The sequence below is a fragment of the Mesorhizobium sp. M0518 genome (assembly GCF_040321125.1).
Taxonomy (GTDB): Bacteria; Pseudomonadota; Alphaproteobacteria; order Rhizobiales; family Rhizobiaceae; genus Mesorhizobium.
Genome location: NZ_JAMYQY010000004.1, coordinates 1 through 23193 on the forward strand (window position 1 = coordinate 1; position 23193 = coordinate 23193).

Genomic DNA, 23193 nt, shown 5'->3' on the forward strand with positions numbered 1-23193 from the left:
TCAAGATGGAGACGGTCAACGAGCTGTTCATGCGGGTGACGCTGACCTTCGGCTACATGGAGCAGCCGAACATCCCGCGCGCGCTGGCGATCTGCCGCAAGCAGGGCTGGAAGTTCGACATCATGACGACCTCGTTCTTCCTGTCACGGCGTTCGCTCAAGGCCTCGCCCAATTCCGGCATGCCGGTGTGGCAGGATCGGCTGTTCATCGGCCTGGCGCGCACGGCGGCCGATGCGACGGAGTATTTCCAAATCCCGACCGGGCGCGTGGTCGAGATCGGCACGCAGGTGGCGATCTAGGACATGTCCTGGCGGATCGGCGAATGGACTGTGCTTCACGGCACAGTCCATGTCACTCCGCTTCAACCGGCCAGCGCGGCCTTGTTTGCCTCGAGGAACTGCTTCAGCGTCTTCGACTTTCGGCCGGAAAGCGTCTCGACCGCGTCCGTCACCATGGCGATGCGGCCGGAACGCGTGTTGGCGTCGAATGACACGATGATGCGGGCAAAGTCCTCGGGAACGCCAGCCGCCTTCACGCCCTCGGTCAGGGCTTCATCCGGAACCTGCACGACATCTAGCGGCTTGCCGGTGACCTCGCTTACCAGGGCGGCAATCTCGGCCGTCGTGTAGGCCTGCGGGCCGGTCAAGGTGTAGGTCTCGCTTTCGCTTGATGCGGCAGCGAGGCCGGCGGCGATCGCTGCCGCCATGTCGTCGCGCGCACCGTGCGCCATGCGGCCGTCGCCGGCGGAGGTGTACCATTTTCCCGAAGCGATCGCGTGCGGCAGGGCCATGAACAGGTTCTCCTGGTACCAGCCGTTGCGGAAGATCGTGTAGGGGATGCCGCTCGCCTTGATCGCCTGCTCGGTGCCGTAGTGATCATTGGCAAACAGCACCGGCGAAACCGGTTCTGGATTCGGCATCGAGGTGTAGAGAAGGTGGGAAACGCCGGCCTTCTTCGCGGCGGCAACCGCGTTCTCATGCTGCCTCAGGCGCTTGCCGTGAAGCAGGTCGATCTCGCCGGTCGAGATGATCAGCACCCTGTCGGCGCACTTGAACGCAGCCTCCAACGATAGTGTGTCGTCGAAGTCAGCCGCCCTTGTGATGACACCTCGCGCCGCCAACTCGGCAAGGTTTTCCGGATTGCGGGTGGCGGCGATGATCCGGCCCGCGGGGACCTTGAACGTGTCCAGCAGGTGGTTGATGACGCCGCGGCCGAGCTGGCCGGAAGCGCCGGTGACGAGAAGGGTTTCGGTCATGGAAGATCCTGACATTGCGCCGCTAAGGCGGCTCGAGTGGCAGTCTCAAAAAGAGACCAGCACTAAAATAGGAATTGACCCTGGGCCGTAAAGAAGGCAGTTTTTCGGGAGGTAGGCAGGCGCAGGGAACCAGCGGTGGACAGCAAGATCGTCAATCTGAGATCGAAGATGGAGGTCTACAAGGCAATCTCCGGCGGCGGCAATTTTGCAAATTGTCCAGTCCGCGATGTCATCCAGGGGGTGAGCGGCAAATGGAGCTCGCTGCTGATGATGGCGCTGGCCGAAAAGCCCTATCGGTTTGGCGAATTGCGGCGGCTGGTGCCCGATATCTCACAGCGCATGCTGACGCAGACGCTCCATGATTTGCAGCGTGACGGCTATGTGCATCGCGAAGTGTTCCCGACCAAGCCGCCGAGCGTCGAATACAGCCTGACCGATCTCGGGCATTCGATGTTCGGCGCCTTGCATCAGCTGATCCTATGGGCCGAACTCAATCATGACGCGGTGCGCGACGCGCGTTCCGGCTTTGATGCCATGCAGGCTTGAACGGCAGTTAAAACCCGCGGCTTGATTTCGTCGGGCGGCTGAAGGATTGTCCCGGCCAGTTCGGCTTGGGGGCATTGGCATTTCCTACGACATAGCAATTGCCGGCGCCGGGCCGGCGGGATTGGCCATGGCGCTCTATCTCAAGCGTGCCGGGCATCGGGTCACGGTCTTCGAGCGCTTCGATGAGCCGAAGCCGGTCGGCTCCGGGCTGATTCTGCAGCCGACAGGGCTGACGGTCCTGGCCGATCTTGGCCTGCTTGACGACATACTCGCGCTGGGCAGCCGTATCGACCGCCTGCATGGCGCCGATGCTTCCACGGGCCGTACGGTGCTCGATGTCCGCTACGATGCGCAACGCGGTGGCCGCTTCGGGCTGGCGGTGCACCGGGCGGCCTTGTTCGGCGTGCTTTTCCGCGCCGCGCAGCGCGAGGCGATCGCCATCGAGACCGGCGTCGAGATCGAGGCTCTGGAGACCGGCGAACGGGCGACGCTGATATGCGGCAACCGACGAAGGGCAGGGCCGTTCGACCTCGTCATCGACGCCAGCGGTTCGCGCTCGAAACTGCGCCGCGCGAGCGCTCCAGGCGAGCCAAGAGCACTCACCTATGGCGCGTTCTGGGCCGCGCTTGGTTGGCGCGGCGACGGTTTCGATGAGCATGCGCTGCTGCAACGCTACGACAAAGCGAGCGTGATGATCGGCGTGCTGCCGGTCGGCCGGCCGCAGCCGGGCGCTGAAAAGATGGCGGCCTTCTTCTGGAGCCTGAAGCCGTCGGATGCCGATGAGGTGCGCGTCCGCGGCCTGAACGCCTGGAAGGAAAGGGTGGTCCGGCTGTGGCCACAGAGCGAGGCGTTCACCAGCCAGATCGACAGTTTCGACCAGCTCTCGCTGGCCCGCTACGGCCACCACACGATGAAGCTCCCGGCCGGTAGGCGATTGGCCGTCATCGGCGACGCGGCGCATTCCACCAGTCCGCAACTCGGGCAAGGGGCGAACATGGCGCTGCTCGACGCGGCGGCGCTCAGCCATGCGCTGGTGCGGACAACGAGTGTCGACGCAGCACTGGAGGCCTATGCGAAGGCGCGGCGCTGGCATGTCCGCATCTTCCAGGCGCTGTCGCTGGCATTCACGCCGTTCTACCAGTCGGATTCGGTGGCGCTGCCCTTGATCCGCGACAGGCTGGTGGCGACGGTGGCAAAAATCCCGCCGGCGCCGCAGTTTCTCGCCTCGATGGTGGCCGGTACGGTGATCGATCCGTTCAAGCGGATTGGGCTGACCGAAGCGCGGTGGCTGGATCGTTTTTCCGGATGAGGCCTGAAAGGTGCGATCCCTTCGCTTGCAGGAAAGCATGCAGGCGCTGCGGATAGTCCGGCGCCACGGCTTGCCTGATCGACGGGCGTTCACTCAACGCCTTGCGCCAGGCTCGGACGAGCGGTTTGCCGTCCAGAATGCCGAAATCACCGATGCGGTCGAAGACATCGAGATAGCGGAAGACCGGACCGTAAACGGCGTCGACCAGCGAAAAGTGCTTGCTGGCGAACCAGGGTCCGCCGGGCTCGTCCGCCAGCTCGGCTTCGAGGCGATCGAACATGGCGGACAGCGCGCTGGATTCGGCAAGGAAGCCAGCCTCGGTCGAGGCTGAATAGAACCGGCCGATGGCGTTGAGGGTTGCCGAACCGAACTCGATCCAGGCGCGATGACGGGCGCGGGCATAGGGATCGACAGGGTGGAGGGGGTTGGCCTGCGTCTCTTCGAGGAATTCGAGGATGACGGCCGATTCGAAGATCGCCGTTTCCTCACCATTTCGCTGTACCCGCAGCAGCGGCACCTTGCCGAGCGGCGAGATCGCCTTGAACCAGTCCGGTTTGTTGGCGAGGTCGATATCGACGCGCTCGAACGGCACGCCCTTTTCGGCCAGCGAAATCGCGGCGCGCTGCACATAGGGGCAAAGGTGATGGCTGACGAGAATGAGCTTGTCGGCGCGTGTGCAGGTTTCGTGTTTCATCGGATCGGCTTTCCAGGGTTAATGCAATTGCATCTATATAGATGCACATGCATCGACCGTCAAGCTTGATGCAATTGCATCTATCGTCTAGGAATGCGCCATGACCGAGAAAGCCACGCCTTCGCCCGAAGCCATCAAGGCCTGGGCTCGCCTGATGCGCGTTTCGCGCCAGCTGATGGAAAGCGCCGAGGAGGCGTTGAAGGCCGCCGGCCTGCCGCCGCTTGCCTGGTACGACGTGCTGCATGAGCTCGCCGAGGCGGGTGAGGGCGGGCTGCGGCCGTTCCAGCTCATCGAGCGCACGCTGTTCGCGCAATACAACATCTCTCGGCTTCTGGCCCGCCTAGAGGCCGACGGACTGGTGGAGAAGCTGCCGGTGGCCGATGACGGCCGTGGCCAGACCATCCGCATCACCGCCAGCGGGCGAGAGATACGCCGCCAGATGTGGGCTGTCTACGGACGCTCGATTGCGGAACTGGTAGGCGCCAAATTGTCGGCGGATGAGCTGACCATGGTCTCGGCATTGCTTGGACGGCTGCGTCAACCGCCAGCCGGCGACTAGGCGAGGCTGTCGCGCGCGGCAACGCTCATCCACTTGCAGATATTTTGCTCTCGTCCTCTTGCGTGCGGCCTTGGAATGCGCAATATGCCGAACCGTAACGTACGGTACGGATTGCCGAGTGATCGGCGGCCTGCCTTTCGAGAGAAGAGCGTGTTGCACATCTTGCCCGACATCGACACCAGCGAAGCGCTGACAGAACGGCAGAAGGCCGTCCTCGACGCGGCGTTGCGGCTGCTGGTCGAGGAGGGCGATCATCTGACCATGAACGCCGTGGCGCGCCGCGCTAGCTGCTCCAAGGAAACGCTCTACAAATGGTTCGGCGACCGTGACGGGCTGCTGACGGCGACGGTGCAGTGGCAGGCCTCGAAAGTGCGGGTGGCGCCGGTTGACGGCAAGGGGCTCGATCTTGCCTCGCTGACCGCAAGCCTCGAACGCTTTGCCTCGGACTGGCTTAAGGTGATCTCCAGCGACACGTCGATCGCCCTCAACCGGGTGGCGGTCAGCCATGCGGGCTCGGGTAAGGACAATCTCGGCGCCGTCGTGCTTGAGAACGGCCGCTTCGCATTGGCCAAACGGTTGAAGCCGGTGCTTGAGGCCGGCCGACGGACCGGTCTTTTGGATTTCGCGGATGCCGAGACGGCGTTCCGCACCTTTTTCGGGCTGGTCGCCCGCGACGTGCAGATCCGTCTGCTGCTTGGCGACCGGCTGGAATTGACTGAGGCGGCGATCGGCGGCGATGCCGCGCGCGCGACGCAGCAGTTTCTCGCTCTTCATGGAGCAACAACCGGCCGCAAGGCCCTCTGATTTGTAAAAACGAAGGAAGACAAAATGCGCGTCTATTACGATCGTGATGCCGATCTCAATCTGATCAAGGGCAAGAAGGTCGCCATCATCGGCTATGGCAGCCAAGGCAGGGCGCATGCGCTCAACCTCAAGGATTCCGGCGCCAAGGAGATCGCCATCGGCCTCAAGGCCGGCTCGGCGACCGCCAACAAGGTCGAGGCCGACGGGCTCAAGGTGATGAGCGTGGCGGACGCCGCCAAATGGGCCGACCTGATGATGATGGCAACGCCGGACGAACTGCAGGCCGACATCTACAGAAACGAGATCGCGCCGAACATCCGCGACGGTGCCGCAATCGCCTTCGCGCACGGCCTCAACGTGCATTTCGGCCTGATCGAGCCGAAGTCGACGGTCGACGTCGTCATGATCGCGCCGAAGGGTCCCGGCCACACGGTGCGCGGCGAATACCAGAAGGGCGGCGGCGTGCCGTGCCTGGTCGCCGTCAACCAGGACGCTTCGGGCAATGCGCTCGACCTGGCGCTGTCCTACGCCTGCGGCGTCGGCGGCGGCCGTTCGGGCATCATCGAGACCAATTTCCGCGAGGAATGCGAGACCGACCTGTTCGGCGAGCAGGTCGTGCTGTGCGGCGGTCTGGTCGAGTTGATCCGGGCCGGTTTCGAGACGCTGGTGGAAGCCGGCTACGCGCCTGAGATGGCCTATTTCGAGTGCCTGCACGAGGTCAAGCTGATCGTCGACCTGATCTATGAAGGCGGCATCGCCAACATGAACTACTCGATCTCGAACACTGCCGAATGGGGCGAATATGTCTCGGGTCCGCGCATCATCACCGCCGAGACCAAGGCCGAGATGAAGCGCGTGCTGAAGGACATCCAGACGGGAAAATTCACCTCGGAGTGGATGCAGGAATATCGCGCCGGCATGTCCCGCTTCAAAGGCATCCGCCGCAACAATGACAGCCACCAGATCGAGGAAGTCGGCGCCAAGCTGCGCGCGATGATGCCCTGGATTTCCAAGAACAAGCTGGTCGACAAGGCCAAGAACTGAGCGAAATCCACAAGCGCTCGAAAACAGCGGCTTCCATGAACAAAAAACGGCGCCAAGTGGCGCCGTTTTTTCATTCTGTCGGTCGGCTCAGCTACAGGTCAGCTCAATAGGGTGAGTAGCACTGCTGGCGCGGGCCGTTGTAGGGCTGGAAGGTGTTGTCGTAGGCCCGGTACGACCGGTAGCGGTTGTAGCACCATTGGACATGGGCGCTCGAAAGCCGTCCCGCGCGGTAGTAGCGGCGCGGCGCCGGCCGGTCATAGTAGTCGTAATTGTTGTACATGCTGCCGAGGCCAAGCCCCAGGCCAAGGCCCAGGATCGCGGCACTCGCGCCATCATCGTAGTAACGGCCGCCGCGATAGTGATGGCGACCATGGCGCCAACGCCAGTTGTCTCCACCATTCCAGTTACCGCCGCCGCCCTGCCAGTGTCGACGGCCGCCGTCCCAATTGCCCGACCGGCGCCATCTCCAATCGTCGTTGTTGAACTGACGGTTGTTGCCGCCGGCCCAACTGTCGCGAACCGGCGTGACATTCGGCGCCGCCGTGCTGGTTGGTATCGACAGATCCGGCTGCATGATCGGTCCGGCGGCGGACGGTGCCGTGACGCCGGACAGGATACCGAGGGCTATCAGCCCCGATTTGACCGTGGAAGAAAAGAGCGAACTCATTGCACTCTCCAAGAGTTACAGGCCCCACGCCCACCCGAGGAATGGGCAACAATGGATGTTTGCATCTGAACGGCGGATGAACGGAAAGGTTCCGTCAACCATGACGCGAACGCGCCCAGGACCAATCGATCTCAGATGGTGGTTTTGCGCGCTTGTTTTCCGAAGCACTTGCGGGCAAAGGTCATGGCATGTCGCTGCGCCTTGCCACCTTCAATGTCGAGAACCTGATGAACAGGTTCGATTTTTCCGGCTATCGCAACCAGCTCAACGAGGATCGAACGCTGGCGCTGTTCGATATCCAGAGCGAGGCGGAATACAGGATCCTGGAGCAGGCCCGCGCCATCGCCCAGTCCGACGACACGCGCCAACTGACGGCGCTGGCAATCGCTGCCACCCGGGCCGACATCATCTGCATGCAGGAGGTCGACAACATCGAAGCGCTGAAGGCCTTCGAATACGGCTATTTGTTCAAGATGGTGGGGCAGGGCTACCGGCAGAAATACACCACATCGGGCAATGATTCGCGCGGTATCGACGTTGCCGTGATGATGCGCAACGAGACCGCGCAGGGCCAGCCGATCGAATTCGTGCGCATGACCAGCCACGCCTACGTCACCTACGAGCAGTTCGGGCTGCACACGCCGGAACTCGAGGTACTGGGCAATCAGGCCAATGAGCGCATTTTCCGGCGCGACTGCCTGGAGATCGACGTCACCGTGGGCGGCGTGCCGCTGACGCTCTATCTCGTGCATTTCAAGTCGATGGGCTCGCCGCGCAACGGACTCGACGGGCGCGAGGCGACGATGCCGGTGCGCATCGCGGAGGCGCAGGCCGTGCGCCGCATCATCGAGGAGCGCTTCGGTGGGGACACCGCTGACAAAAGTGGGGCCGCCGACAAACGCTGGGCGATCTGCGGCGACATGAATGACTATCGCCAGCGCGTGAAGGTAGCAGGCGATGCGATCGACGGTTATCGCTTCGAGGTGGTCGACGAAGCCCTGTCCTGCATCAACGTGCTGACGGCAGGCGGCTTTTGCGAAAATGTCGTCGAGCGGCGGCCGGAGATGAACCGCTGGAGTTTCTACCACACGCGAGGACCCGAAGAGCGGCATCTGTGCCAACTCGACTACATTCTGTTGTCGAAGGGGCTCGCCGCCAGCAACGCAACGGCCGTTCCCGACATTATCCGCAACGGCCAGCCCTGGCGCACCATTTTTCCGCCCGGCCAGGAGGTCGAGCGGTTTCCGCGCGCCGGCTGGGACCGGCCGAAGGCATCGGATCATTGCCCGGTGGCGATCACGCTGGACATTGTCCGGTAAGCAGTATTGGGGCCTGATACGGTATGAGTTTCGACCTGCCGCGCAACGTCATCCTGCCGGTCGACGACATCGACGTCCGGCTCGATCCCGGTCCGCACCCTTTCGCAAGGGACAATGCAGAGGCGATCGCCGAGAACTGGCAGCACGAAATCGCCGCCAATCCGGCGCTGTTCGACGGCATGGTGGTGCTGCTGTCGCAACTTGCCTACCGCGACAGCCGTCTCGTCGGCCGCTGCCATGCGGTCAATTACTCGACGTTCATGCTGTGGCGGAAGCGGCGCGAGAATTCGGGCGCCGAGCATGCCTATGCCCATGCCATGCTGGTGGCCGGCGACAATGCGCTGGTGGCGATCCGCATGGGGCCGCACACAGTCAATGCCGGCCGCGTCTATTTCGCTGCCGGCTCGTTCGAGCCGATCGATTTTCGCGATGGGCTGGTCGATGTCGATTTCAACATGATGCGTGAGGTGCGCGAGGAAACTGGGCTCGACCTGTCAGGTGCTGAACGCGGCAAGCGATACCACGCCATGTCGACCAGCAGCGGCACGGTGATCTTCCGCCGCTATCACGAGACGGCGCCCGCAGACGAGATCGCCAGGCGCATCTCAGCCTTCGTCGCCACCGAGACCGAGCCGGAGATCCAGGGGCCGGTGATCATCCGCCATGCGGCCGACCTGCCGGATGGGCTCTCGCCGCACATGAAGCCGCTGATCGAGTGGCATTTCGCAAACATGGATTAAGGGCGCGTTTTGTCCTGTGCCGCCTTGCGATCGTTGTGGGCAGCGACGAGGAACAGGATGAAGCCGATGCCCAGCAAGCCGCCCATCGCCATTCCCATCGTCTGGCCGACGACTGCCTGGAAATCCGATGTGACGCGGTCGGGATTGGCCATGCCGTAGCGGGCGAGATACCACCAGATGCCTGCAAGAGCCGCCTCGATGATGACCATCGCCAGGATCAATCGCGCCTTCTTGCTCATCCCGCTATTCCTCCACCCAAGGTCAATTGCCCTAGCATCGCGAACAGTGTGGGGACAGTGGCGGGCCGGGTGGAAACGTCGAAGACTGTGCAAAACCGGGTCGGAGCGCCGGCCGCGTTCTGGCCGGGTTGCCCTATTCGTGCCTTAGCGCGTCGATCGGATCGAGCCTGGCGCCGCGCAATGCCGGGAAGAAGCCGAAGACCATGCCGATCAGGGCGGAAAAGCCGACGGCGAGCAGGATCACCGCCGGGCTCGGCGCAAACGGGATGGTCAGCGTCACCGCGGCGAGGCCGGCCAATGCCAGGCCGATCAGGATGCCGATGATGCCGCCGAGCAGCGACAGCACCGTCGCCTCGACCAGGAACTGGATCAGGATGTGCTTCTCATGCGCGCCGATGGCCAGCCTGATGCCGATCTCCCGGGTGCGCTCGGTGACCGACACCAGCATGATGTTCATGATGCCGATGCCGCCGACCAGCAGGCTGACGCCGGCGACGGCGCCCAGCATGCCGGTCATGGTGGTTGTGGCGCTGGCCATGGCGTCGGCGATCTGGGTCATGTCGCGGATGGCGAAATCGCTCTCGCGGTCCGGCGTGATGCGGCGCGCATCACGCAAAATATCCTCGACGCGCGGCTGCAATTCGCTGGTCGGTGTGCGGTCGTCGGCGGCGATGTAGATGTTGTCGATGTCGCGGTTGCCGGCGATGCGGCGCTGGTAGGCGTGCAACGGCATCAGCACGACATTGTCCTGGTCCTGGCCGAAGCCGGTATAGCCCTTGGGCTCGAGCAGGCCGATGATCTTGCAGGAGGTGCGGTTGACGCGGATGATCTCGCCTTCGGGATCGCCGGCGCCGAAGAATTGCTGGCGCACGGTCTCGCCGATCAGGCACACGCCGGTGCCCGAGCGGGTTTCGGAATCGCTGAACGGGCGGCCCGACACCAGCTTCCAGTCGCGCGCATCGAGATAGGCGCTGTCGGTGCCGGTGACGCCCGAGGTCAGGCTCTCGGTGCCGAAGATGACGCGGACCTGCTTTTGCGAGGCCGGTGAAATCGCGCGCGCGCCGCTGAGATGCGCCACAAGTGCCGCAAGGTCCTTTTCCGCGAGCGGACGCACCACCTGGTCGAGCCCGCCCGGTCCGCCGGGGCCGGCCGGACGGCCGGAGCGGACCACCAGTAGATTGCTGCCGAGCTTGGAGATGTCGGCCTTGACCTTTGCTGTGGTACCCGAGCCGATGGTAAGCATGGCAATGACGGCGGCAACACCGATGACGATGCCGAGCAAGGTCAGGAACGAGCGCAGCACGTTGCGGCGGATCGAGCGCAGCGAGAGGCGGACGGTTTCCCAGATCATGGTTATGCCGTCTCCAGCTTCATTGTGTCGGAGGCGACATGACCGTCGAGGAAGCGGATGGTTCGTTCGGCATAATCGGCGACGTCGGCCTCATGCGTAACCATGGCGACGGTCAGGCCAAGCCCGGTGTTGAGCCGGGTCAGCAGCTCCATGATCTCGTGCGTGCGGGCGGTGTCGAGATTGCCGGTCGGCTCGTCGGCGACGAGCAGTGTCGGGCGCGTGACGATGGCGCGCGCGATCGCCACGCGCTGCTGCTGGCCGCCGGACAGTTCGGCCGGCGTGTGGTGCTCGCGGCCGACAAGGCCGACCTGCGCCAAGGCCTGCATGGCCAGGTCGCGGCGCTCGCGGGCGGCGACGCCGCGATAGATCAGCGGCAGTTCGACATTTTCGGCCGCCGTGGTGCGGGCCAGCAGGTTGTAGCCCTGGAAGACGAAGCCGACATAGAGGTTGCGCAGCATGGCACGGCGGTTGCGGTCGAGGCGGCCGGCGTCGATGCCCATGAAGGAATAGGTTCCGGCCGTCGGCGTGTCGAGGCAGCCGATGATGTTCATCGCCGTCGACTTGCCGGAGCCGGACGGACCCATGATGGCGACGAATTCGCCACGCCGGATGGCAAGATCGACGCCGGCCAGCGCATGCACCTTGGCCTCGCCCTGGCCGTAGCTCTTCCAGACCTTGTCGAAGGTGATGAGGGTCGCGCCCGCAGCCACGGCATCAGCTCCGCTGCTGCGACGCGGTGATGATTTGAGCGCCTTCGTCCAGGCCCGAAATGATCTCGGTCAGTTCGCCGTAGGTCGAGCCGATCTTGACGTTGACCGGGTGCGGACGCCCGTTCTCCAGCACGTAGAGCGTGCGCGAGCCGTCGGTGGGCACTGTGGCGGCCTGGCGCTGGCGGTTGCCGCCGGGGCGCCCCATGCGGCCGGTGAACAGGTCGCTCAGGCTCCAGCCGCGGGCGGCCTGCTGCGCCGGACGATAGCGGAAGGCGGTGGCCGGCACGGTGAGCACGCCCTTGGCCTGTTTGGTGACGACCGAAACGGTTGCGGTCATGCCGGGCCGCAGCAACAGCTCGTTGTTGTCGACCTCGAGCCGCGCATTGTAGGTGACGACGCCGTCGGTGGTGACCGAGGCATAGGAGATGTCGCGGATCTCGGCGTCGAACGGCCGCTCGGGGAAGGCATCGACGGTGAAGCGGGCATGCTGGCCGGATTTGACCGCGCCGATGTCGGCTTCGTCGACCGCCGCCACCAGTTCCATGTTCCTGAGATCGGCGGCGATGATGAACAGCACCGGCGCCTGCAGGGAGGAGGCGACCGTCTGGCCGGGATCGACCGAGCGCGTCAGCACGATGCCGTCGATCGGCGCATAGATGGTGCTCTTGGCAAGGTCGGTCTGCTGCGCCTTGAGGTCGGCCTGGGCGATGGCGAGGTTGGCCTGCCCACTGTCGAGCGCTGCCTTGGAACGGTCGCGCGTGGCGGTTGCTGCTTCAAGCGACTGGTCGGTCGCCATGCCACGCCTGGTCAGTTCGGCGGCGCGCACCAGCGCCTTCTCGTTTTCGGTCAGCGTAACCGTGGCGTCCTCGACATTGGCGGCGGCGGCCTTGGCCGAAGCTTCGGCGCGCTCGATCTGGACCTCGAGTTTCACCGTGTCGAGTGTCGCCAGCACGTCACCCTTCTTGACCTGCTGGTTCTCCTCGGCCGAGACCGAGCGGATGATGCCGGACAGTTCGCTTGAAATGTCGACCTGGGTGAGCGGCTGCAGCGTGCCGGTCGCCGATACCGCGACGGTGAGATCAGCCTTGGCGGCAGGCACGGTGGTGTAATCGATCCTGGCCGGCGAGCCGGCATACCACTGATAGACGCCGAGCGCGGCGGCGAGCACGATCAGCGCCAGCAGCGCATAGAGCCAGCCGCGCCGACGCGACTTGCGCCGCCCCGTCTGGTCGAGCCCAAGCGCCGTCTCGATGGCGGAATCCGATTCCGTGTTTGGCAGATTGACAATCTGGTCCACGCTGGACCCCTATAATGCGCAATGTCCCTATCTGTGCACAGATCAGGCTTACTGGTTCAAATATCAAATTAAATTTCGCCCACGTTGGGATTGAGGCAGGAATGAAAACTCGGAATTACTTGCTTTACGATGTGTTTACGACCGAGCGACTGGCCGGCAATCCTTTGGCCGTCGTGCTGGACAGCGAGGGATTGGACACGGCGGCGATGCAGGCCATCGCGCGCGAATTCAACCTGTCGGAATCGGTTTTCGTGCTGCCGCCGGACAATCCCAAGCACAGAAACCGCATTCGCATCTTCACCCCCGACTATGAAATGCCATTCGCCGGCCACCCGACCGTGGGCGCCGCGATCGCGCTGGCCGAACTGGCGGAAGAGGGCGGCGCCGGCATCTTCGTGCTGGAGGAAAACATCGGCCCGGTGCGTTGCGCCGTCAGCAAGCACGACGGCAACACCTTCGCCGAGTTCGACCTGGCGAAGCTGCCGGAACCGCTGAAGCTCGAGGCCGATCCGGAGGCGATCGGCGCCGCCCTTGGGTTGACGCCGCATGAAATCGGCTTCGAGAATCACCGCGTCGCGTTCTGGTCGGCCGGCGTGCCCTACGTCACCATTCCGGTTGCCAATCTCGAGGCGGCGGGCCGAATCCGGCTGGACAACCAGGCCTGGTCGGAACTGGCGCCGCGCAAGAGCGAATGGGCCTTTGCCAGCCCCTATGTCTATTGCCGCGAAACGGTGAACCACGAAAGCGCCTTCCATGTGCGCATGATCGTGCCTGGCACGCCTTCCTACGAGGATCCGGCGACCGGCTCGGCGGCTGCCGCCTTTGCCGGCGCCATCATGCATTTCGACGCGCCGACCGACGGCATTTCGCAGCTGTGGATCGAGCAGGGGCTGGAGATGGGCCGGCCATCGCGCATCCGCCTCGAACTGACCGTGCAAGGCGGAAAACTGGCCTCGGCGCGCATCGGCGGCAATGCGGTCAAGGTGGCGGAGGGCAAGCTGTTCGTCTGATCGAACGCATGCTCGGTCGATTTGTCGGGAAATGATTCCGGCAGGGCTGGACAGGACCGGTGGTGGCGGCTATATGCCCGCCAACGCCGGTTTTTGCCGGCCGAGTGGGTGCGTAGCTCAGTTGGTAGAGCAGCTGACTCTTAATCAGCGGGTCCACAGTTCAATCCTGTGCGCACCCACCAAATTCCTAGAAGAGTTGGTGGAAAGACCCTGAAAGCGAGACGCGTTTGGCGCGTCTCGGGCATGCGTCTGGCCGTGATTCTTCAACCGCTATCCGGATCTCGTGGCGATTCAGCCGCGTTGAAAAATGCGGCTCAGAAACCGGCCGAATCGAAAAGCAATGCTCTTTTCCCCGGTTGAGAATCGCCGATGCCGGAAGATGCTTCCTTTGTCGTGACAACGGCTTCTTTGTCGGTCGATACGGGGGTTGGATACCTACTTCTCCGAAACACCCGCTTCTGCAAAACTTGCCATGCGGGCATGGCACTCCAGCGCCGAGCGGACGATGTTTACGGCCAGGCAGGCGCCGGAGCCTTCGCCGAGTCGCATGCCGAGATCGAGCAGCGGCGGCAGGCCGAGGGCTTCGAGCAGGCCGCGATGGCCCGATTCGGCCGAAACGTGCGCGGCAATCGTGTGGGCGAGGCCGGTCGGGTGCAGTCTGGCTAGCGGGGCCGCGGCGGCGGTGCAGACGAAGCCGTCGAGCAGCACGGGTATGCCCACATGGCGGGCGGCCAGCGTGGCGCCGAAGATGGCGGCGAGTTCGCGGCCGCCGAGCGTGGCAGCGATAGCAAGCGGATCGGCAAGGGCGGCGGCGTGGCGCTCCAGGCCGGCTTCGATGGCGACCACCTTGCGCTTGAGGCCGGCGTCGTCGACACCGGTGCCGCGCCCGGTCCATTTTTCAGCACCGCCGCCGAACAAGGCGGCTGAAATGGCGGCTGCAGGCGTGGTGTTGCCGATGCCCATTTCGCCGAAGCAGACGAGGTCGAGGTCTTTTGTCACCGCGTCGTAGCCGGCCGACACGGCGGCGAGGAACGACTTCTCGTCCATCGCCGGCACTTGGGTGAAATCGCCGGTGGGATGGTCGAGATCGAGCGGAATGACGTCGAGTTCGGCGCCGGCCATGCGGGCAAGCTGGTTGATGGCGGCACCGCCGCCGGCGAAATTCGCCACCATCTGCACGGTGACCTCCGAAGGATAGGCCGAAACGCCTTGCGCGGTGACGCCATGGTTGCCGGCGAAGACGAAAACCTTGACGCGGTCGAGTTTTGGCATGTCGCGGCCCTGCCAGCGTGCCAACCACGCGGCGATCGTCTCCAGCCGGCCAAGGCTGCCTTGCGGCTTGGTCAGCGTGTCTTGGCGGCGGACGACCGCATTGGCCGCGGCATCGCTGCCGGCCGGCAGGTCGAGGCAGGCGGCGCGCAATTCACTAAGCGATTTGAAGGGCATGGGGGCAAAGTCTCCGAAAAGGAATCAGGCCAAGGGATCAGGCCAAGGATCAGGAAAGCGCTACGGAAGCGACGAGCAGCACCGCGATCTCGCTTGCCTGCTGCAAGGCTCCGATCGTGTCGCCGGTCTGGCCATCGATCTGGTTGAGGCAAAGGGCGCGGAAAGCGGCAAACAGCAGGCCAAGCAGGATCAGCGCGAAGACGGCGCCGCCCAATCCGAGCAGGAGCAGCGGGATCGCGCCGAGCACGGCGCCGGCCATGGCGGTTTCCTGCGAGACGGTGCCGGCATCGGCCGAGAGGCCGTCGACGCGCGCTGGAGGCAGCAGATGCATGAAAGCGCCAAGCAGGCCGCGCGAGGCCGCGTGCGCGGCCAGGAGGGCGAACAGGGCCTGTGTAGGGTCGACGAGTTCCGACAGCGCGCTCCAGCGGATCAGCAGCGACAGGCCCAGCGCCGCCGCACCATAGGCGCCGATGCGGCTGTCGCGCATGATCTCGAGTTTGCGGCCGCGTGATTTGCCGCCGCCAAAGCCGTCGGCGACGTCGGATAGCCCGTCCTCATGCAGGCAGCCGGTGGTGAGCACGGTTGCCACAAGCGCAAGTGCGGCCGCTGGCCCCATGGCCAGGCCAAACCGTTCCGCCGTGGCGAAGACGATGGCGCCGATCAGGCCGACGACAAGTCCGGCAATGGGGGCTGCCCAGATCGCGGCGGCAAGACTGCGGCCGCGAAAATCGAAGACGGGCAGCGGCAGACTGGTGAAGAAGACCAGGCAAAGCGCGATGTCGTCGACGACCTGCCGCGGTGAAAGAGCCAGATTCTTGAACTTCATGCTTTAGCCCCTCGCAATCGCATGGAAGAAGGTGCCGCTGACATAGCCGCGCCGATAGCCCGAGGCGCCGATCGGATTGCCCTGGCCGTCGGCAAGGTCGGCCAGCGGCTCGTCATTGCCGGTGGCCGTCATCTGCGCATAGTGGAATTCGTGGCCGCGGATCAGCGCACCTTGTGAGCCCAGCGGGCAGTCGACGCGCAACCGCGCCTCGCGGTAGCCGAGATTCATCTTGCGTTTGGCGAAGCTGGTGGAATGGCCGAGCAGGCCGAGCATCGCATGCGTTTCGCCCGACGCATCCTCCAGCGCTTCGCCCAACACCATGAAGCCACCGCACTCGCCATGGATGGGCTTTGTTGCTGCAAAACACGCCATCCCGGCGCGGAAATTCGCGGCGGCGGCGAGCTTGCCGGCGTGTAGCTCGGGATAGCCGCCGGGTAGCCAGCAGACATCGCAGGTCTCGTGGGGCGCTTCGTCGGCGAGCGGCGAGAACGGGACGATTTCCGCACCTGCCTTGCGCCAGTAGGCGGCGACATGTGGATAGAGGAAGGTGAAGGCGGCATCCTCGGCCAACGCGATGCGCTGGCCGGGCGGCGCCAGCGCGTCGTCGAAGCCGCCATGTGCCGGGGTGAGGGGTGTCGCCAGGGCCATGATCGCATCGAGGTCGAGCGACTTTTCCGCCATGTCGGCCAGCCGGTCGAGATGCGCCATCAGGTCGTCATATTCGCCGGCCTGGACGAGGCCGAGATGGCGCTCGGGCAGGTTCAGCGTGGGATCGCGCAGGATGGCGCCGACGACCGGCAAGCCGATCGCCTCGATGGCCTCGCTGCACAGCTTGCGATGGCGCTCGCTGCCCAGCCGGTTGAGCACGATTCCGGCCATGCGTACATCCGGATCGTAGGTGGCAAAGCCCTTGGCGACGGCGGCCGCGGTGGTCGACTGGCCGGAAACGTCGAGCACCAGCAACACCGGCAGGCCGTAGAGCCGCGCCAGGTCGGCGGCCGAGCCGGTGCGCCCCGGCGAGGCCGGAATGCCGTCGAACAGGCCCATGGCGCTTTCGAGGATGACGAAATCGGTGTCGTCGGCGGCTTGCGCAGCGAGTGCGTTGAGCAGCGATGGCGGCATCGCCCAGCTGTCCAGGTTGACGCCGGACAGTCCCGTGGCGGCGGTGTGGAAGCCGGGGTCGATATAGTCGGGGCCGGATTTGGCGCCTCGCACCTTCAGTCCGCGCCGGGTCAGCGCGCGTAAAATGCCTATGGTGACGCTGGTCTTGCCGGAGCCGGAGCGCGGCGCGCCGATGATGATCGCGCGGGCGGTCACAAAGCACCTACCAGTGCCGCGCGCATGGCGACGATGCCGCCGACGACGATCAGCGCCGGCGAGGCAAGGCCGGCGGCCGCGGCTTCCTCGGCAATGGTGGCGAGCGTGGCGACGACGGTTCGTTCCTGCGGCGTCGTCGCGGCGACGATCACTGCCGCCGGTGTCGACGGCGCCAGTCCGCCATCCAGCAGTGCCGCTGATATCAGCGGCAGATTGGCCATGCCCATATAGACGACCACAGGCTGGCCGGTTCGGGCGATCGCCGCCCAGTCGAGATCGTCATCGGTGCCGGCGGCGTGGCCGGTCGCCAGGATCACCCCCTTGTTGATGCCGCGCATGGTGGCCGGGATGCCGGTGGCGGCCAGCGCGCTGAGCCCCGATGTCAGGCCGGGCAGGACGCGGAACGGAATGTTTTCGCGCACGAGCGCCAAGGCCTCTTCGCCGCCACGGCCGAAAATATAGGGATCGCCGCCCTTCAGCCTGACGACGCGGCGGCCTTCGCGTGCCAGCCGGACCAGCAAAGCGGTGATGTCGTCCTGTTTCATCGACGGTTTTCCGCCGCGCTTGCCGGCAAAGAACAGCTCGGCGCTTTCGGCAACGGCGACGACATTGGGGGAGACCAGCGCGTCGTAGACCAAGGCGTCCGCCTCGGCCAACGCAGCCAGCACTTCCAGGGTCAGGCAGCCGGGATCGCCGGGACCGGCGCCGGCCAGCCAGACATGGCCCGGTTCGAGCGGGCGCGGCTTGAAATTCAGCCGGGACAAGGCTTTTTCGAGCGTGGCGTTTTCGCCGGTTTTTTTGGTGCTGCCGCTCACAATCCGTCCCGTCCGCGAAAACGCCGCTGGTAATGGGCGTCGTACAATGAACTCTCCCCGAAATCCTGTGCCGCCAGCGAGCGGCCGACGAAGATGATCGCCGTGCGTTCCATCGGATCGGCGGCCAGCAACTCTTCGATGGTCGCCAGCGTGCCGGTCAGCACACGCTCGTCCGGCCAGGAGGCGCGGAAGACGACCGCCACCGGGCAATCGCCGCCATAGTGCGGCGTGAGCTCGGCGACGATGCGGTCGATGGCGTGGATGGCAAGATGAATAGCAAGCGTGGCGCCGGTGCGGCCGAAGCCGGCGAGCGTTTCGCCGGGCGGCATTTTTGATGCGCGCCCGGAGATGCGGGTCAGCACCAGGCTTTGCGCGACTTCGGGAATGGTCAGCTCGCGGCGCAATGCTGCGGCGGCAGCGGCGAAGGAGGGGACGCCCGGCGTCAGCGTGTAGGGAATGCCATGCTTTTCCAACCGGCGGATCTGCTCGGCCACGGCGCTCCATACCGACAGGTCGCCGGAATGCAGGCGGGCGACGTCATGGCCTGATTTGTGGGCCTCGACATAGGCGGCTTCGATCTCGTCGAGCGACATCGGCGCGGTGTCGATCAGCTTTGTCCCTGGCGCGCAATGCTGCAGCAATTCGGGCGCGACGATCGATCCGGCATGAAGACAGACCGGGCAGCTCGCCAAGAGTCTCGCGCCGCGTAGCGTAATGAGGTCGGCGGCACCGGGACCGGCGCCGATGAAATGAACGGTCATGGCGCATCTCCGCTGATGGCGATGGCACAAGTGACCGAGCCGAGCACCGTGCGGGGGCCGAGCAGTTTTGCCCCGGCGCCGGCAACGGCGAGGGCTGACGCCTCGGAAACCGAGGGCGTGCCGGCAACATCCTGCGAGAGCTCGGAATGGCTAAGCGTGTCCGACGAGGCAGCCTGAAGTGCTGAGTTGTCGACGACGATGACCGGAAGGCTCAGCGCGCGGCCAGCGGCGGTGATCGCTTCTTCATCCTTCTTGAACTCGGCAGTTGCCAGTGCCGAAAGCGCCGTCACCGCCAGCCCATGCGTCTCCAGCGCGGTTTCGACCGTTGCAAGCACGTCTTCGACGCTCACGCCCTTTCGGCAGCCTATGCCTGCGACCATCATGGCTTCACCCAGCTCCATTGGGTGACCGGCATGGCCGGCCGCCATGCCTGCATCGAGCCGACGGGCGATGCGCGGGATATGTTTATCCGCGTGAGATCGCCGCCAAGCGAGACATGGCGGGCGAGAAGCAGGGTTTCCATCTCCAGCGTCACCGCGTTGGCAACGAGGCGGCCGCCAGCGCGCAGCGCCTTGATGGCGGCATTCAAGACACCGGCATCGCTGCCGCCGCCGCCAATGAAGATCGCATCAGGCGTGTCCAGCCTGGCAAGCGCCCTGGGGGCGCTGCCTTCCACCACGACAAGGCCGGGAACGCCACAGGCGGCGGCGTTGCGGCCAATACGGGCGGCGCGGACCGGGTCGGCCTCGACGGCTATAGTGCGCATGGAAGGGTGGGCCAGCATCCATTCGATGCCGATGGAACCGGAGCCGGCGCCGATGTCCCACAGCAGCTCGCCGCGCCGTGGCGCCAGCGCCGACAGGGTGATCGCGCGGATTTCGCGCTTGGTGATCTGGCCGTCATGGTCGAACAGATGATCGGCAAGGCCTGATGTGAGCGGCAGGACGCGCGCATCCGGACCGGATTCAACTTCGACCGCCAACACGTTCAGCGGATTGATGCTTTCGAGATCGAAGGCATCGGCGCGCGCCGAACGCTGGTTCTCGTTTGGCCCGCCCAGTGCCTCCAGAACGGTGAGCCGCGATGCGCCGAAGTCGAGTTCGGTGAGCAGGCGGGCGATCGCCGCAAGGGCTTCGGCGTCCGACGTCAGCGCCAGGATGCGCGCGTTCGGTTGCAGGAGTGGCCGGATCAGGTCGAGTGGCCGGCCATGCAGCGAGACGGTCTCGATGTCCTGCAGCGCCCAGCCAAGGCGGGCGGACGCCAGCGAAATCGCTGACGGCGCGGGAATGACATGCATCTCCTGCGCCTTCACTTTCCGGGCGAGGGTGGCGCCAACGCCGTGGAAGAACGGATCGCCCGAGGCGAGCACGCAGACGCGCCTGCCGGCAAGCGCCAGGACGTCAGCCATCTCGGCATCGAAAGGAACCGGCCAGGCGCGCGGCTCGCCCTTGGAGAAGGAAGCGACGAGCGCCAGGTGCCGCTTGCCGCCGAAGATGACTTCCGCCCTGGCAATCCGCTGCTTGGCCTCGTCGCCGAGACCGGCTAAACCGTCCTCGCCGATGCCAACGATTGTAAGCCAAGCGGCGCTCGATTGACCCCTAGCAGGCATGATGACCCACCGCATTCTGATCCTCGGCGGCACCACCGAAGCCCGGCAACTGGCCGGAAAACTGGCTGCGCGCGCTTCGGTCACGCTGTCGCTGGCCGGGCGCACCGAAAGCCCGGTCGCACAGGGCGTGCCGATGCGAAGCGGAGGCTTTGGCGGCGCCGATGGGTTGGCCGCCTACCTGCGGGAGACGGGCACCGACCTGCTGATCGACGCCACGCATCCCTACGCGGCGCAGATCTCCGCCAATGCCGCACAGGCGGCGCGCACTGCCGGCGTGCCGATCCTTGCTCTGCGGCGCCCCGGCTGGGAGCCTGTCGAAGGCGACCGCTGGACGCTGGTCGATAAGGTTGCCGATGCCGTGCAAGCGCTTGGAGTGGCGCCGCGCCGCGTTTTCCTGGCACTCGGCCGGCAAGAAGTAGCCGCTTTCGAAGCAGCGCCCCAGCACCACCATCTTATCCGCAGTGTCGACCCGGTCGAGCCCAAGCTTGCCGTGCCCGATGCCGTATATCTGCTGGCCCGTGGCCCGTTTCGTGAGGCGGAGGAACGCGCGCTGCTCGAAAAGCAACGCATCGATGTCGTCGTGTCCAAGAACAGCGGCGGCGAAGCGACTTATGGCAAGATCGCCGCGGCGCGGGCGCTTGGCCTCGAGGTGGTCATGATTCGCAGGCCTGATCTGCCGGATGTTCCCGCGGCTGAAACCGTCGAAGCACTGACCCTGATGGTCGATCATTTTGTCCGCCCCGTGGACGAGCGCGGCGTGTAAACCAGCGCCGGCTTCTCCGCGCGCTTGATGATCCTGGTTTCCGGCGAGCCGATGATGATGCAGGTCGCCATATCGGCTTTTTCAGCCTCGACATCGGCCAGCAGGTTGACCTCGATGCGCTCGTCCGGGCGGCCGGCGGCGCGGCCGAAAATCACCGGCGTGGTGCCAGGCAGGATAGCGGTCAGGCATTCAAAGGCGCGGCCGAGCTGCCAGGGGCGCGCCTTGCTGATCGGGTTATAGAGCGCGATGACGAAGCCGGCGCCGGCCGCCGCCAGCAGGCGCAGTTCGATCAGCTCCCAGGGCTTCAGATTGTCGGACAGCGAGATGGCGCAGAAATCATGGCCGAGCGGCGCGCCGATGCGGGCGGCGACCGCCAGCATGGCGGTGATGCCGGGCACCACAGCGACATCGACCGCGCGCCATTCGGCCGGGCCGGCCTCGATCGCCTCGCAGACGGCCGCCGCCATGGCGAACACGCCGGGATCGCCACCGGAAACCACCGCGACGTCGTGGCCCTCGGCGGCTTTGACCAGTGCGTCCTTGGAGCGGGCGAGTTCCTCGCGATTGTCGGAAGCGACGCGGGTCTGATCCGAGCGCAAGTCCAGCCGGTCGAGATAGGGTTTGTAGCCGTAAAAGAATTTCGCCTCGGCGACGGCGCGGCTGGCTTCCGGCGTGACCTGATCGGCATTGCCGGGGCCAAGGCCGATGACAGTGAGACGGCCGCTCATACTTGCGCTCCCACGGCGCCGGGGCGGCCGGACCAGCCGGCGACCAGCACGATGGCGAAATAGGGCGCCTTGTCGTCCGGCTTGTCGGCCAGCTTCATCGACACGCTGCCGGCCATGGTGCCGCGCTCGACATAGACGGCGCGCGACAGCTTGGCCGTAGCCTCCAGCGCCCTCCTGATCTTGGGCAGGTTACGGCCGACCTTCATGATGACGGCGGCATCGGTGTCAGCCAGCCGGCGCGTCAGCTCGAACTCGCTCATCGTGCCGGGCAGCACCGTCAGCACATCGTCGCCCTGGACGATCGGGATACCAGTCTGCGACCAGCAGCCGGACATGGCGGTGACGCCGGGAATGACTTCGGTCGGGAAGCGATGGGCGAGGCGCACATGCAGATGCATGTAGGAGCCGTAGAAAAGCGGGTCGCCCTCGGACAGCACGGCAACCATCCTGCCGGCTTCGAGGTGCTCGGCGACCCTCTCGGCCGACTCCTCATAGAAAGCCGTGATCTGCGACCGGTAGTCGTCGTGGTCCTTGTCGATTTCGGTGGTGACGGGATAGAGCAGCGGCAGTTCCGTCATTTCGGGGCGGAACTGCGCTTCGACGATGGCGCGCGCGTTGCTGTTGTTGCCGCGCTTGGCGAAATAGGCCACGACATCGGCTTCCGCCAAGGTGCGCGCGGCTTTCAGGGTCAGCAGTTCGGGGTCGCCGGGACCGGTGCCTACGCCGACGAGACGGCCTTTTGCAATGGCGTTCACAGGCCCGGCCTCGCCAATGAATTGAGCGCGGCGGCGGTCACGGCGCTGCCACCGAGCCGGCCGCGCACGATGGCGTAGGGAACGCCATAGGAATTCTCGGCCAGCGCGTCCTTCGATTCGGCAGCGCCGACGAAGCCGACCGGCATGCCGATGATGGCCGCCGGTTTCGGCGCGCCGTCGCGCAACTTCTCCAAGAGATAGAAGAGCGCGGTCGGCGCATTGCCGATGGCGACCACCGAACCGGCCATGCGGTCGCCCCACAGGTCGATCGCGGCGGCGGAGCGGGTGTTGCCGATCTCCCTGGCGATGTCGTGCGTGCGCGGATCGCGCAACGTGCAGATCACCTCGTTGCCGGCTGGCAGCCTGGCGCGGGTGACGCCATGCGAGACCATTTCCGCGTCGCAGAAGATCGGCGCGCCCGCCGCCAAAGCGATGCGGGCAGCGGCAACGAAATCCTTGGAGAACACAAAATGACTTGATGCTTCGACCTGCCCGCAGGCATGGATCATGCGGATGGCAACATCGGCCTCGGCCTCGGAGAAGCGCGACAGATCGGCCTCCGCGCGGATAATGGCGAAGGAGCGCTCATAGATCGCCGTGCCGTCATGGATATAGTCGTAGGCGGCCAT

Annotated in this window: 27 protein-coding genes and 1 tRNA gene; 11 read left to right on the forward strand and 17 right to left on the reverse strand. The window is 65.1% G+C overall.

Features of this window, described 5'->3' with window-relative positions:
- Positions 1-299 (forward strand): KUP/HAK/KT family potassium transporter (locus tag NKI66_RS06735; RefSeq protein ID WP_457150252.1); only part of this gene is annotated, 299 nt, incomplete at its 5' end.
- Between the two features lie 62 nt (positions 300-361).
- On the opposite strand, the gene NKI66_RS06740 is transcribed toward NKI66_RS06735, so the two are convergent.
- Positions 362-1255, reverse strand: a complete 894-nt coding sequence (locus NKI66_RS06740) for an SDR family oxidoreductase (protein ID WP_352723428.1) — start codon at positions 1253-1255, stop codon at positions 362-364.
- A 135-nt stretch (positions 1256-1390) separates the two neighbouring features.
- On the opposite strand from NKI66_RS06740, the gene NKI66_RS06745 reads away from it, so the two are divergent.
- Positions 1391-1801 carry a winged helix-turn-helix transcriptional regulator gene (locus tag NKI66_RS06745; RefSeq protein ID WP_127293162.1) on the forward strand — a complete coding sequence of 137 codons (411 nt, stop codon included), beginning with the start codon at positions 1391-1393 and terminating at the stop codon, positions 1799-1801.
- Between the two features lie 46 nt (positions 1802-1847).
- The gene (locus NKI66_RS06750; protein ID WP_023812419.1) at positions 1848-3110 is read left to right on the forward strand and encodes an FAD-dependent oxidoreductase; all 1263 of its coding nucleotides are present in this window, start codon (positions 1848-1850) and stop codon (positions 3108-3110) included.
- On the opposite strand, the gene NKI66_RS06755 is transcribed toward NKI66_RS06750, so the two are convergent.
- Positions 3058-3804, reverse strand: coding sequence for a glutathione S-transferase family protein (locus NKI66_RS06755; RefSeq protein WP_023812418.1), 747 nt, complete (start codon positions 3802-3804; stop codon positions 3058-3060). The two genes, NKI66_RS06750 and NKI66_RS06755, sit on opposite strands and share 53 nt — an antisense overlap.
- 100 nt (positions 3805-3904) lie before the next feature.
- Between NKI66_RS06755 and NKI66_RS06760 the strand changes: the two genes are divergently transcribed.
- The 3 genes from NKI66_RS06760 (at position 3905) to ilvC (ending at position 6211) form a co-directional block, all read left to right on the forward strand.
- Positions 3905-4363, forward strand: coding sequence for a MarR family winged helix-turn-helix transcriptional regulator (locus tag NKI66_RS06760; RefSeq protein ID WP_023812417.1), 459 nt, complete (start codon positions 3905-3907; stop codon positions 4361-4363).
- A gap of 150 nt (positions 4364-4513) precedes the next feature.
- On the forward strand, positions 4514-5167 hold the full coding sequence (locus NKI66_RS06765) for a TetR/AcrR family transcriptional regulator (protein ID WP_023812416.1): 654 nt from the start codon (positions 4514-4516) through the stop codon (positions 5165-5167).
- A gap of 24 nt (positions 5168-5191) precedes the next feature.
- Positions 5192-6211: a ketol-acid reductoisomerase gene (gene ilvC, locus NKI66_RS06770; protein WP_023812415.1), complete on the forward strand. Its 1020-nt coding sequence runs from the start codon at positions 5192-5194 to the stop codon at positions 6209-6211.
- Between the two features lie 103 nt (positions 6212-6314).
- Here the strand turns inward: ilvC and NKI66_RS06775 are convergent, their stop codons facing one another.
- On the reverse strand, positions 6315-6878 hold the full coding sequence (locus tag NKI66_RS06775; protein ID WP_023812414.1) for a BA14K family protein: 564 nt from the start codon (positions 6876-6878) through the stop codon (positions 6315-6317).
- A 188-nt stretch (positions 6879-7066) separates the two neighbouring features.
- Between NKI66_RS06775 and NKI66_RS06780 the strand changes: the two genes are divergently transcribed.
- Positions 7067-8197, forward strand: coding sequence for an endonuclease/exonuclease/phosphatase family protein (locus NKI66_RS06780; RefSeq protein ID WP_023812413.1), 1131 nt, complete (start codon positions 7067-7069; stop codon positions 8195-8197).
- Positions 8198-8220: 23 nt separating this feature from the next.
- A complete protein-coding gene (locus tag NKI66_RS06785) occupies positions 8221-8937 on the forward strand; it encodes a hypothetical protein (RefSeq protein ID WP_023812412.1) in 717 nt (238 codons plus the stop codon).
- On the opposite strand, the gene NKI66_RS06790 is transcribed toward NKI66_RS06785, so the two are convergent.
- The 4 genes from NKI66_RS06790 to NKI66_RS06805 form a co-directional block, all read right to left on the reverse strand.
- Positions 8934-9176 carry a hypothetical protein gene (locus tag NKI66_RS06790; protein WP_352723174.1) on the reverse strand — a complete coding sequence of 81 codons (243 nt, stop codon included), beginning with the start codon at positions 9174-9176 and terminating at the stop codon, positions 8934-8936. The genes NKI66_RS06785 and NKI66_RS06790 overlap by 4 nt on opposite strands.
- A 133-nt stretch (positions 9177-9309) precedes the next feature.
- Positions 9310-10527: an ABC transporter permease gene (locus NKI66_RS06795; RefSeq protein WP_023812410.1), complete on the reverse strand. Its 1218-nt coding sequence runs from the start codon at positions 10525-10527 to the stop codon at positions 9310-9312.
- Positions 10528-10529: 2 nt separating this feature from the next.
- On the reverse strand, positions 10530-11237 hold the full coding sequence (locus NKI66_RS06800) for an ABC transporter ATP-binding protein (RefSeq protein WP_023812409.1): 708 nt from the start codon (positions 11235-11237) through the stop codon (positions 10530-10532).
- A 4-nt stretch (positions 11238-11241) separates the two neighbouring features.
- A complete protein-coding gene (locus NKI66_RS06805) occupies positions 11242-12534 on the reverse strand; it encodes an efflux RND transporter periplasmic adaptor subunit (RefSeq protein WP_352751284.1) in 1293 nt (430 codons plus the stop codon).
- Positions 12535-12635: 101 nt separating this feature from the next.
- On the opposite strand from NKI66_RS06805, the gene NKI66_RS06810 reads away from it, so the two are divergent.
- Entirely contained in the window at positions 12636-13544 is a 909-nt protein-coding gene (locus NKI66_RS06810; protein WP_023812407.1) for a PhzF family phenazine biosynthesis protein, read from the forward strand.
- Positions 13545-13650: 106 nt separating this feature from the next.
- Positions 13651-13726 (forward strand) — tRNA-Lys (locus tag NKI66_RS06815).
- A gap of 253 nt (positions 13727-13979) precedes the next feature.
- Here NKI66_RS06815 and cobT read toward each other — a convergent pair.
- From cobT to cbiE, 7 genes are read right to left on the reverse strand one after another with little or no spacing between them, the layout of a single operon-like run.
- On the reverse strand, positions 13980-14990 hold the full coding sequence (gene cobT, locus NKI66_RS06820; protein WP_128304435.1) for a nicotinate-nucleotide--dimethylbenzimidazole phosphoribosyltransferase: 1011 nt from the start codon (positions 14988-14990) through the stop codon (positions 13980-13982).
- Between the two features lie 49 nt (positions 14991-15039).
- On the reverse strand, positions 15040-15816 hold the full coding sequence (locus NKI66_RS06825) for an adenosylcobinamide-GDP ribazoletransferase (RefSeq protein ID WP_128304434.1): 777 nt from the start codon (positions 15814-15816) through the stop codon (positions 15040-15042).
- A 3-nt stretch (positions 15817-15819) separates the two neighbouring features.
- Positions 15820-17133 (reverse strand): cobyrinic acid a,c-diamide synthase CobB, encoded by a 1314-nt coding sequence (locus NKI66_RS06830; protein WP_352751286.1) that lies wholly within the window; start codon positions 17131-17133, stop codon positions 15820-15822.
- Positions 17130-17948 (reverse strand): uroporphyrinogen-III C-methyltransferase, encoded by an 819-nt coding sequence (gene cobA / locus NKI66_RS06835; RefSeq protein ID WP_352751288.1) that lies wholly within the window; start codon positions 17946-17948, stop codon positions 17130-17132. The genes NKI66_RS06830 and cobA overlap by 4 nt, the downstream gene beginning before the upstream one ends.
- A complete protein-coding gene (gene cobM, locus NKI66_RS06840; RefSeq protein ID WP_352751290.1) occupies positions 17945-18709 on the reverse strand; it encodes a precorrin-4 C(11)-methyltransferase in 765 nt (254 codons plus the stop codon). The genes cobA and cobM overlap by 4 nt, the downstream gene beginning before the upstream one ends.
- Positions 18706-19092 (reverse strand): cobalamin biosynthesis protein, encoded by a 387-nt coding sequence (locus NKI66_RS06845; RefSeq protein WP_352751292.1) that lies wholly within the window; start codon positions 19090-19092, stop codon positions 18706-18708. The genes cobM and NKI66_RS06845 overlap by 4 nt, the downstream gene beginning before the upstream one ends.
- On the reverse strand, positions 19089-20318 hold the full coding sequence (cbiE, locus tag NKI66_RS06850; RefSeq protein WP_352751294.1) for a precorrin-6y C5,15-methyltransferase (decarboxylating) subunit CbiE: 1230 nt from the start codon (positions 20316-20318) through the stop codon (positions 19089-19091). Before cbiE ends, NKI66_RS06845 begins: the two co-directional genes overlap by 4 nt.
- A gap of 1 nt (position 20319) precedes the next feature.
- On the opposite strand from cbiE, the gene NKI66_RS06855 reads away from it, so the two are divergent.
- Positions 20320-21081 carry a cobalt-precorrin-6A reductase gene (locus NKI66_RS06855; RefSeq protein ID WP_352751296.1) on the forward strand — a complete coding sequence of 254 codons (762 nt, stop codon included), beginning with the start codon at positions 20320-20322 and terminating at the stop codon, positions 21079-21081.
- Here NKI66_RS06855 and NKI66_RS06860 read toward each other — a convergent pair.
- The 3 genes from NKI66_RS06860 to NKI66_RS06870 are packed head-to-tail and all read right to left on the reverse strand — an operon-like array spanning position 21045 to position 23193.
- Entirely contained in the window at positions 21045-21809 is a 765-nt protein-coding gene (locus NKI66_RS06860; protein WP_352751298.1) for a precorrin-3B C(17)-methyltransferase, read from the reverse strand. The genes NKI66_RS06855 and NKI66_RS06860 overlap by 37 nt on opposite strands.
- Positions 21806-22564 carry a precorrin-2 C(20)-methyltransferase gene (locus NKI66_RS06865; protein WP_352751300.1) on the reverse strand — a complete coding sequence of 253 codons (759 nt, stop codon included), beginning with the start codon at positions 22562-22564 and terminating at the stop codon, positions 21806-21808. The genes NKI66_RS06860 and NKI66_RS06865 overlap by 4 nt, the downstream gene beginning before the upstream one ends.
- Positions 22561-23193 (reverse strand): precorrin-8X methylmutase, encoded by a 633-nt coding sequence (locus tag NKI66_RS06870; RefSeq protein WP_352751302.1) that lies wholly within the window; start codon positions 23191-23193, stop codon positions 22561-22563. The genes NKI66_RS06865 and NKI66_RS06870 overlap by 4 nt, the downstream gene beginning before the upstream one ends.

What these genes read in the sequence shown, in the direction of transcription:
- NKI66_RS06755 (WP_023812418.1), bottom strand. Translation starts at nt 3,804, where the DNA reads ATGAAACACGAAACCTGCACACGCGCCGACAAGCTCATTCTCGTCAGC.
- NKI66_RS06775 (WP_023812414.1), bottom strand. Translation starts at nt 6,878, where the DNA reads ATGAGTTCGCTCTTTTCTTCCACGGTCAAATCGGGGCTGATAGCCCTC.
- cobM (WP_352751290.1), bottom strand. Translation starts at nt 18,709, where the DNA reads ATGACCGTTCATTTCATCGGCGCCGGTCCCGGTGCCGCCGACCTCATT.
- NKI66_RS06760 (WP_023812417.1), top strand. Translation starts at nt 3,905, where the DNA reads ATGACCGAGAAAGCCACGCCTTCGCCCGAAGCCATCAAGGCCTGGGCT.
- cobT (WP_128304435.1), bottom strand. Translation starts at nt 14,990, where the DNA reads ATGCCCTTCAAATCGCTTAGTGAATTGCGCGCCGCCTGCCTCGACCTG.
- NKI66_RS06790 (WP_352723174.1), bottom strand. Translation starts at nt 9,176, where the DNA reads ATGAGCAAGAAGGCGCGATTGATCCTGGCGATGGTCATCATCGAGGCG.
- NKI66_RS06860 (WP_352751298.1), bottom strand. Translation starts at nt 21,809, where the DNA reads ATGAGCGGCCGTCTCACTGTCATCGGCCTTGGCCCCGGCAATGCCGAT.
- NKI66_RS06795 (WP_023812410.1), bottom strand. Translation starts at nt 10,527, where the DNA reads ATGATCTGGGAAACCGTCCGCCTCTCGCTGCGCTCGATCCGCCGCAAC.
- NKI66_RS06845 (WP_352751292.1), bottom strand. Translation starts at nt 19,092, where the DNA reads ATGATGGTCGCAGGCATAGGCTGCCGAAAGGGCGTGAGCGTCGAAGAC.
- ilvC (WP_023812415.1), top strand. Translation starts at nt 5,192, where the DNA reads ATGCGCGTCTATTACGATCGTGATGCCGATCTCAATCTGATCAAGGGC.
- cbiE (WP_352751294.1), bottom strand. Translation starts at nt 20,318, where the DNA reads ATGCCTGCTAGGGGTCAATCGAGCGCCGCTTGGCTTACAATCGTTGGC.
- NKI66_RS06785 (WP_023812412.1), top strand. Translation starts at nt 8,221, where the DNA reads ATGAGTTTCGACCTGCCGCGCAACGTCATCCTGCCGGTCGACGACATC.
- NKI66_RS06810 (WP_023812407.1), top strand. Translation starts at nt 12,636, where the DNA reads ATGAAAACTCGGAATTACTTGCTTTACGATGTGTTTACGACCGAGCGA.
- NKI66_RS06740 (WP_352723428.1), bottom strand. Translation starts at nt 1,255, where the DNA reads ATGACCGAAACCCTTCTCGTCACCGGCGCTTCCGGCCAGCTCGGCCGC.
- NKI66_RS06825 (WP_128304434.1), bottom strand. Translation starts at nt 15,816, where the DNA reads ATGAAGTTCAAGAATCTGGCTCTTTCACCGCGGCAGGTCGTCGACGAC.
- NKI66_RS06855 (WP_352751296.1), top strand. Translation starts at nt 20,320, where the DNA reads ATGACCCACCGCATTCTGATCCTCGGCGGCACCACCGAAGCCCGGCAA.
- NKI66_RS06870 (WP_352751302.1), bottom strand. Translation starts at nt 23,193, where the DNA reads ATGGCCGCCTACGACTATATCCATGACGGCACGGCGATCTATGAGCGC.
- NKI66_RS06780 (WP_023812413.1), top strand. Translation starts at nt 7,067, where the DNA reads ATGTCGCTGCGCCTTGCCACCTTCAATGTCGAGAACCTGATGAACAGG.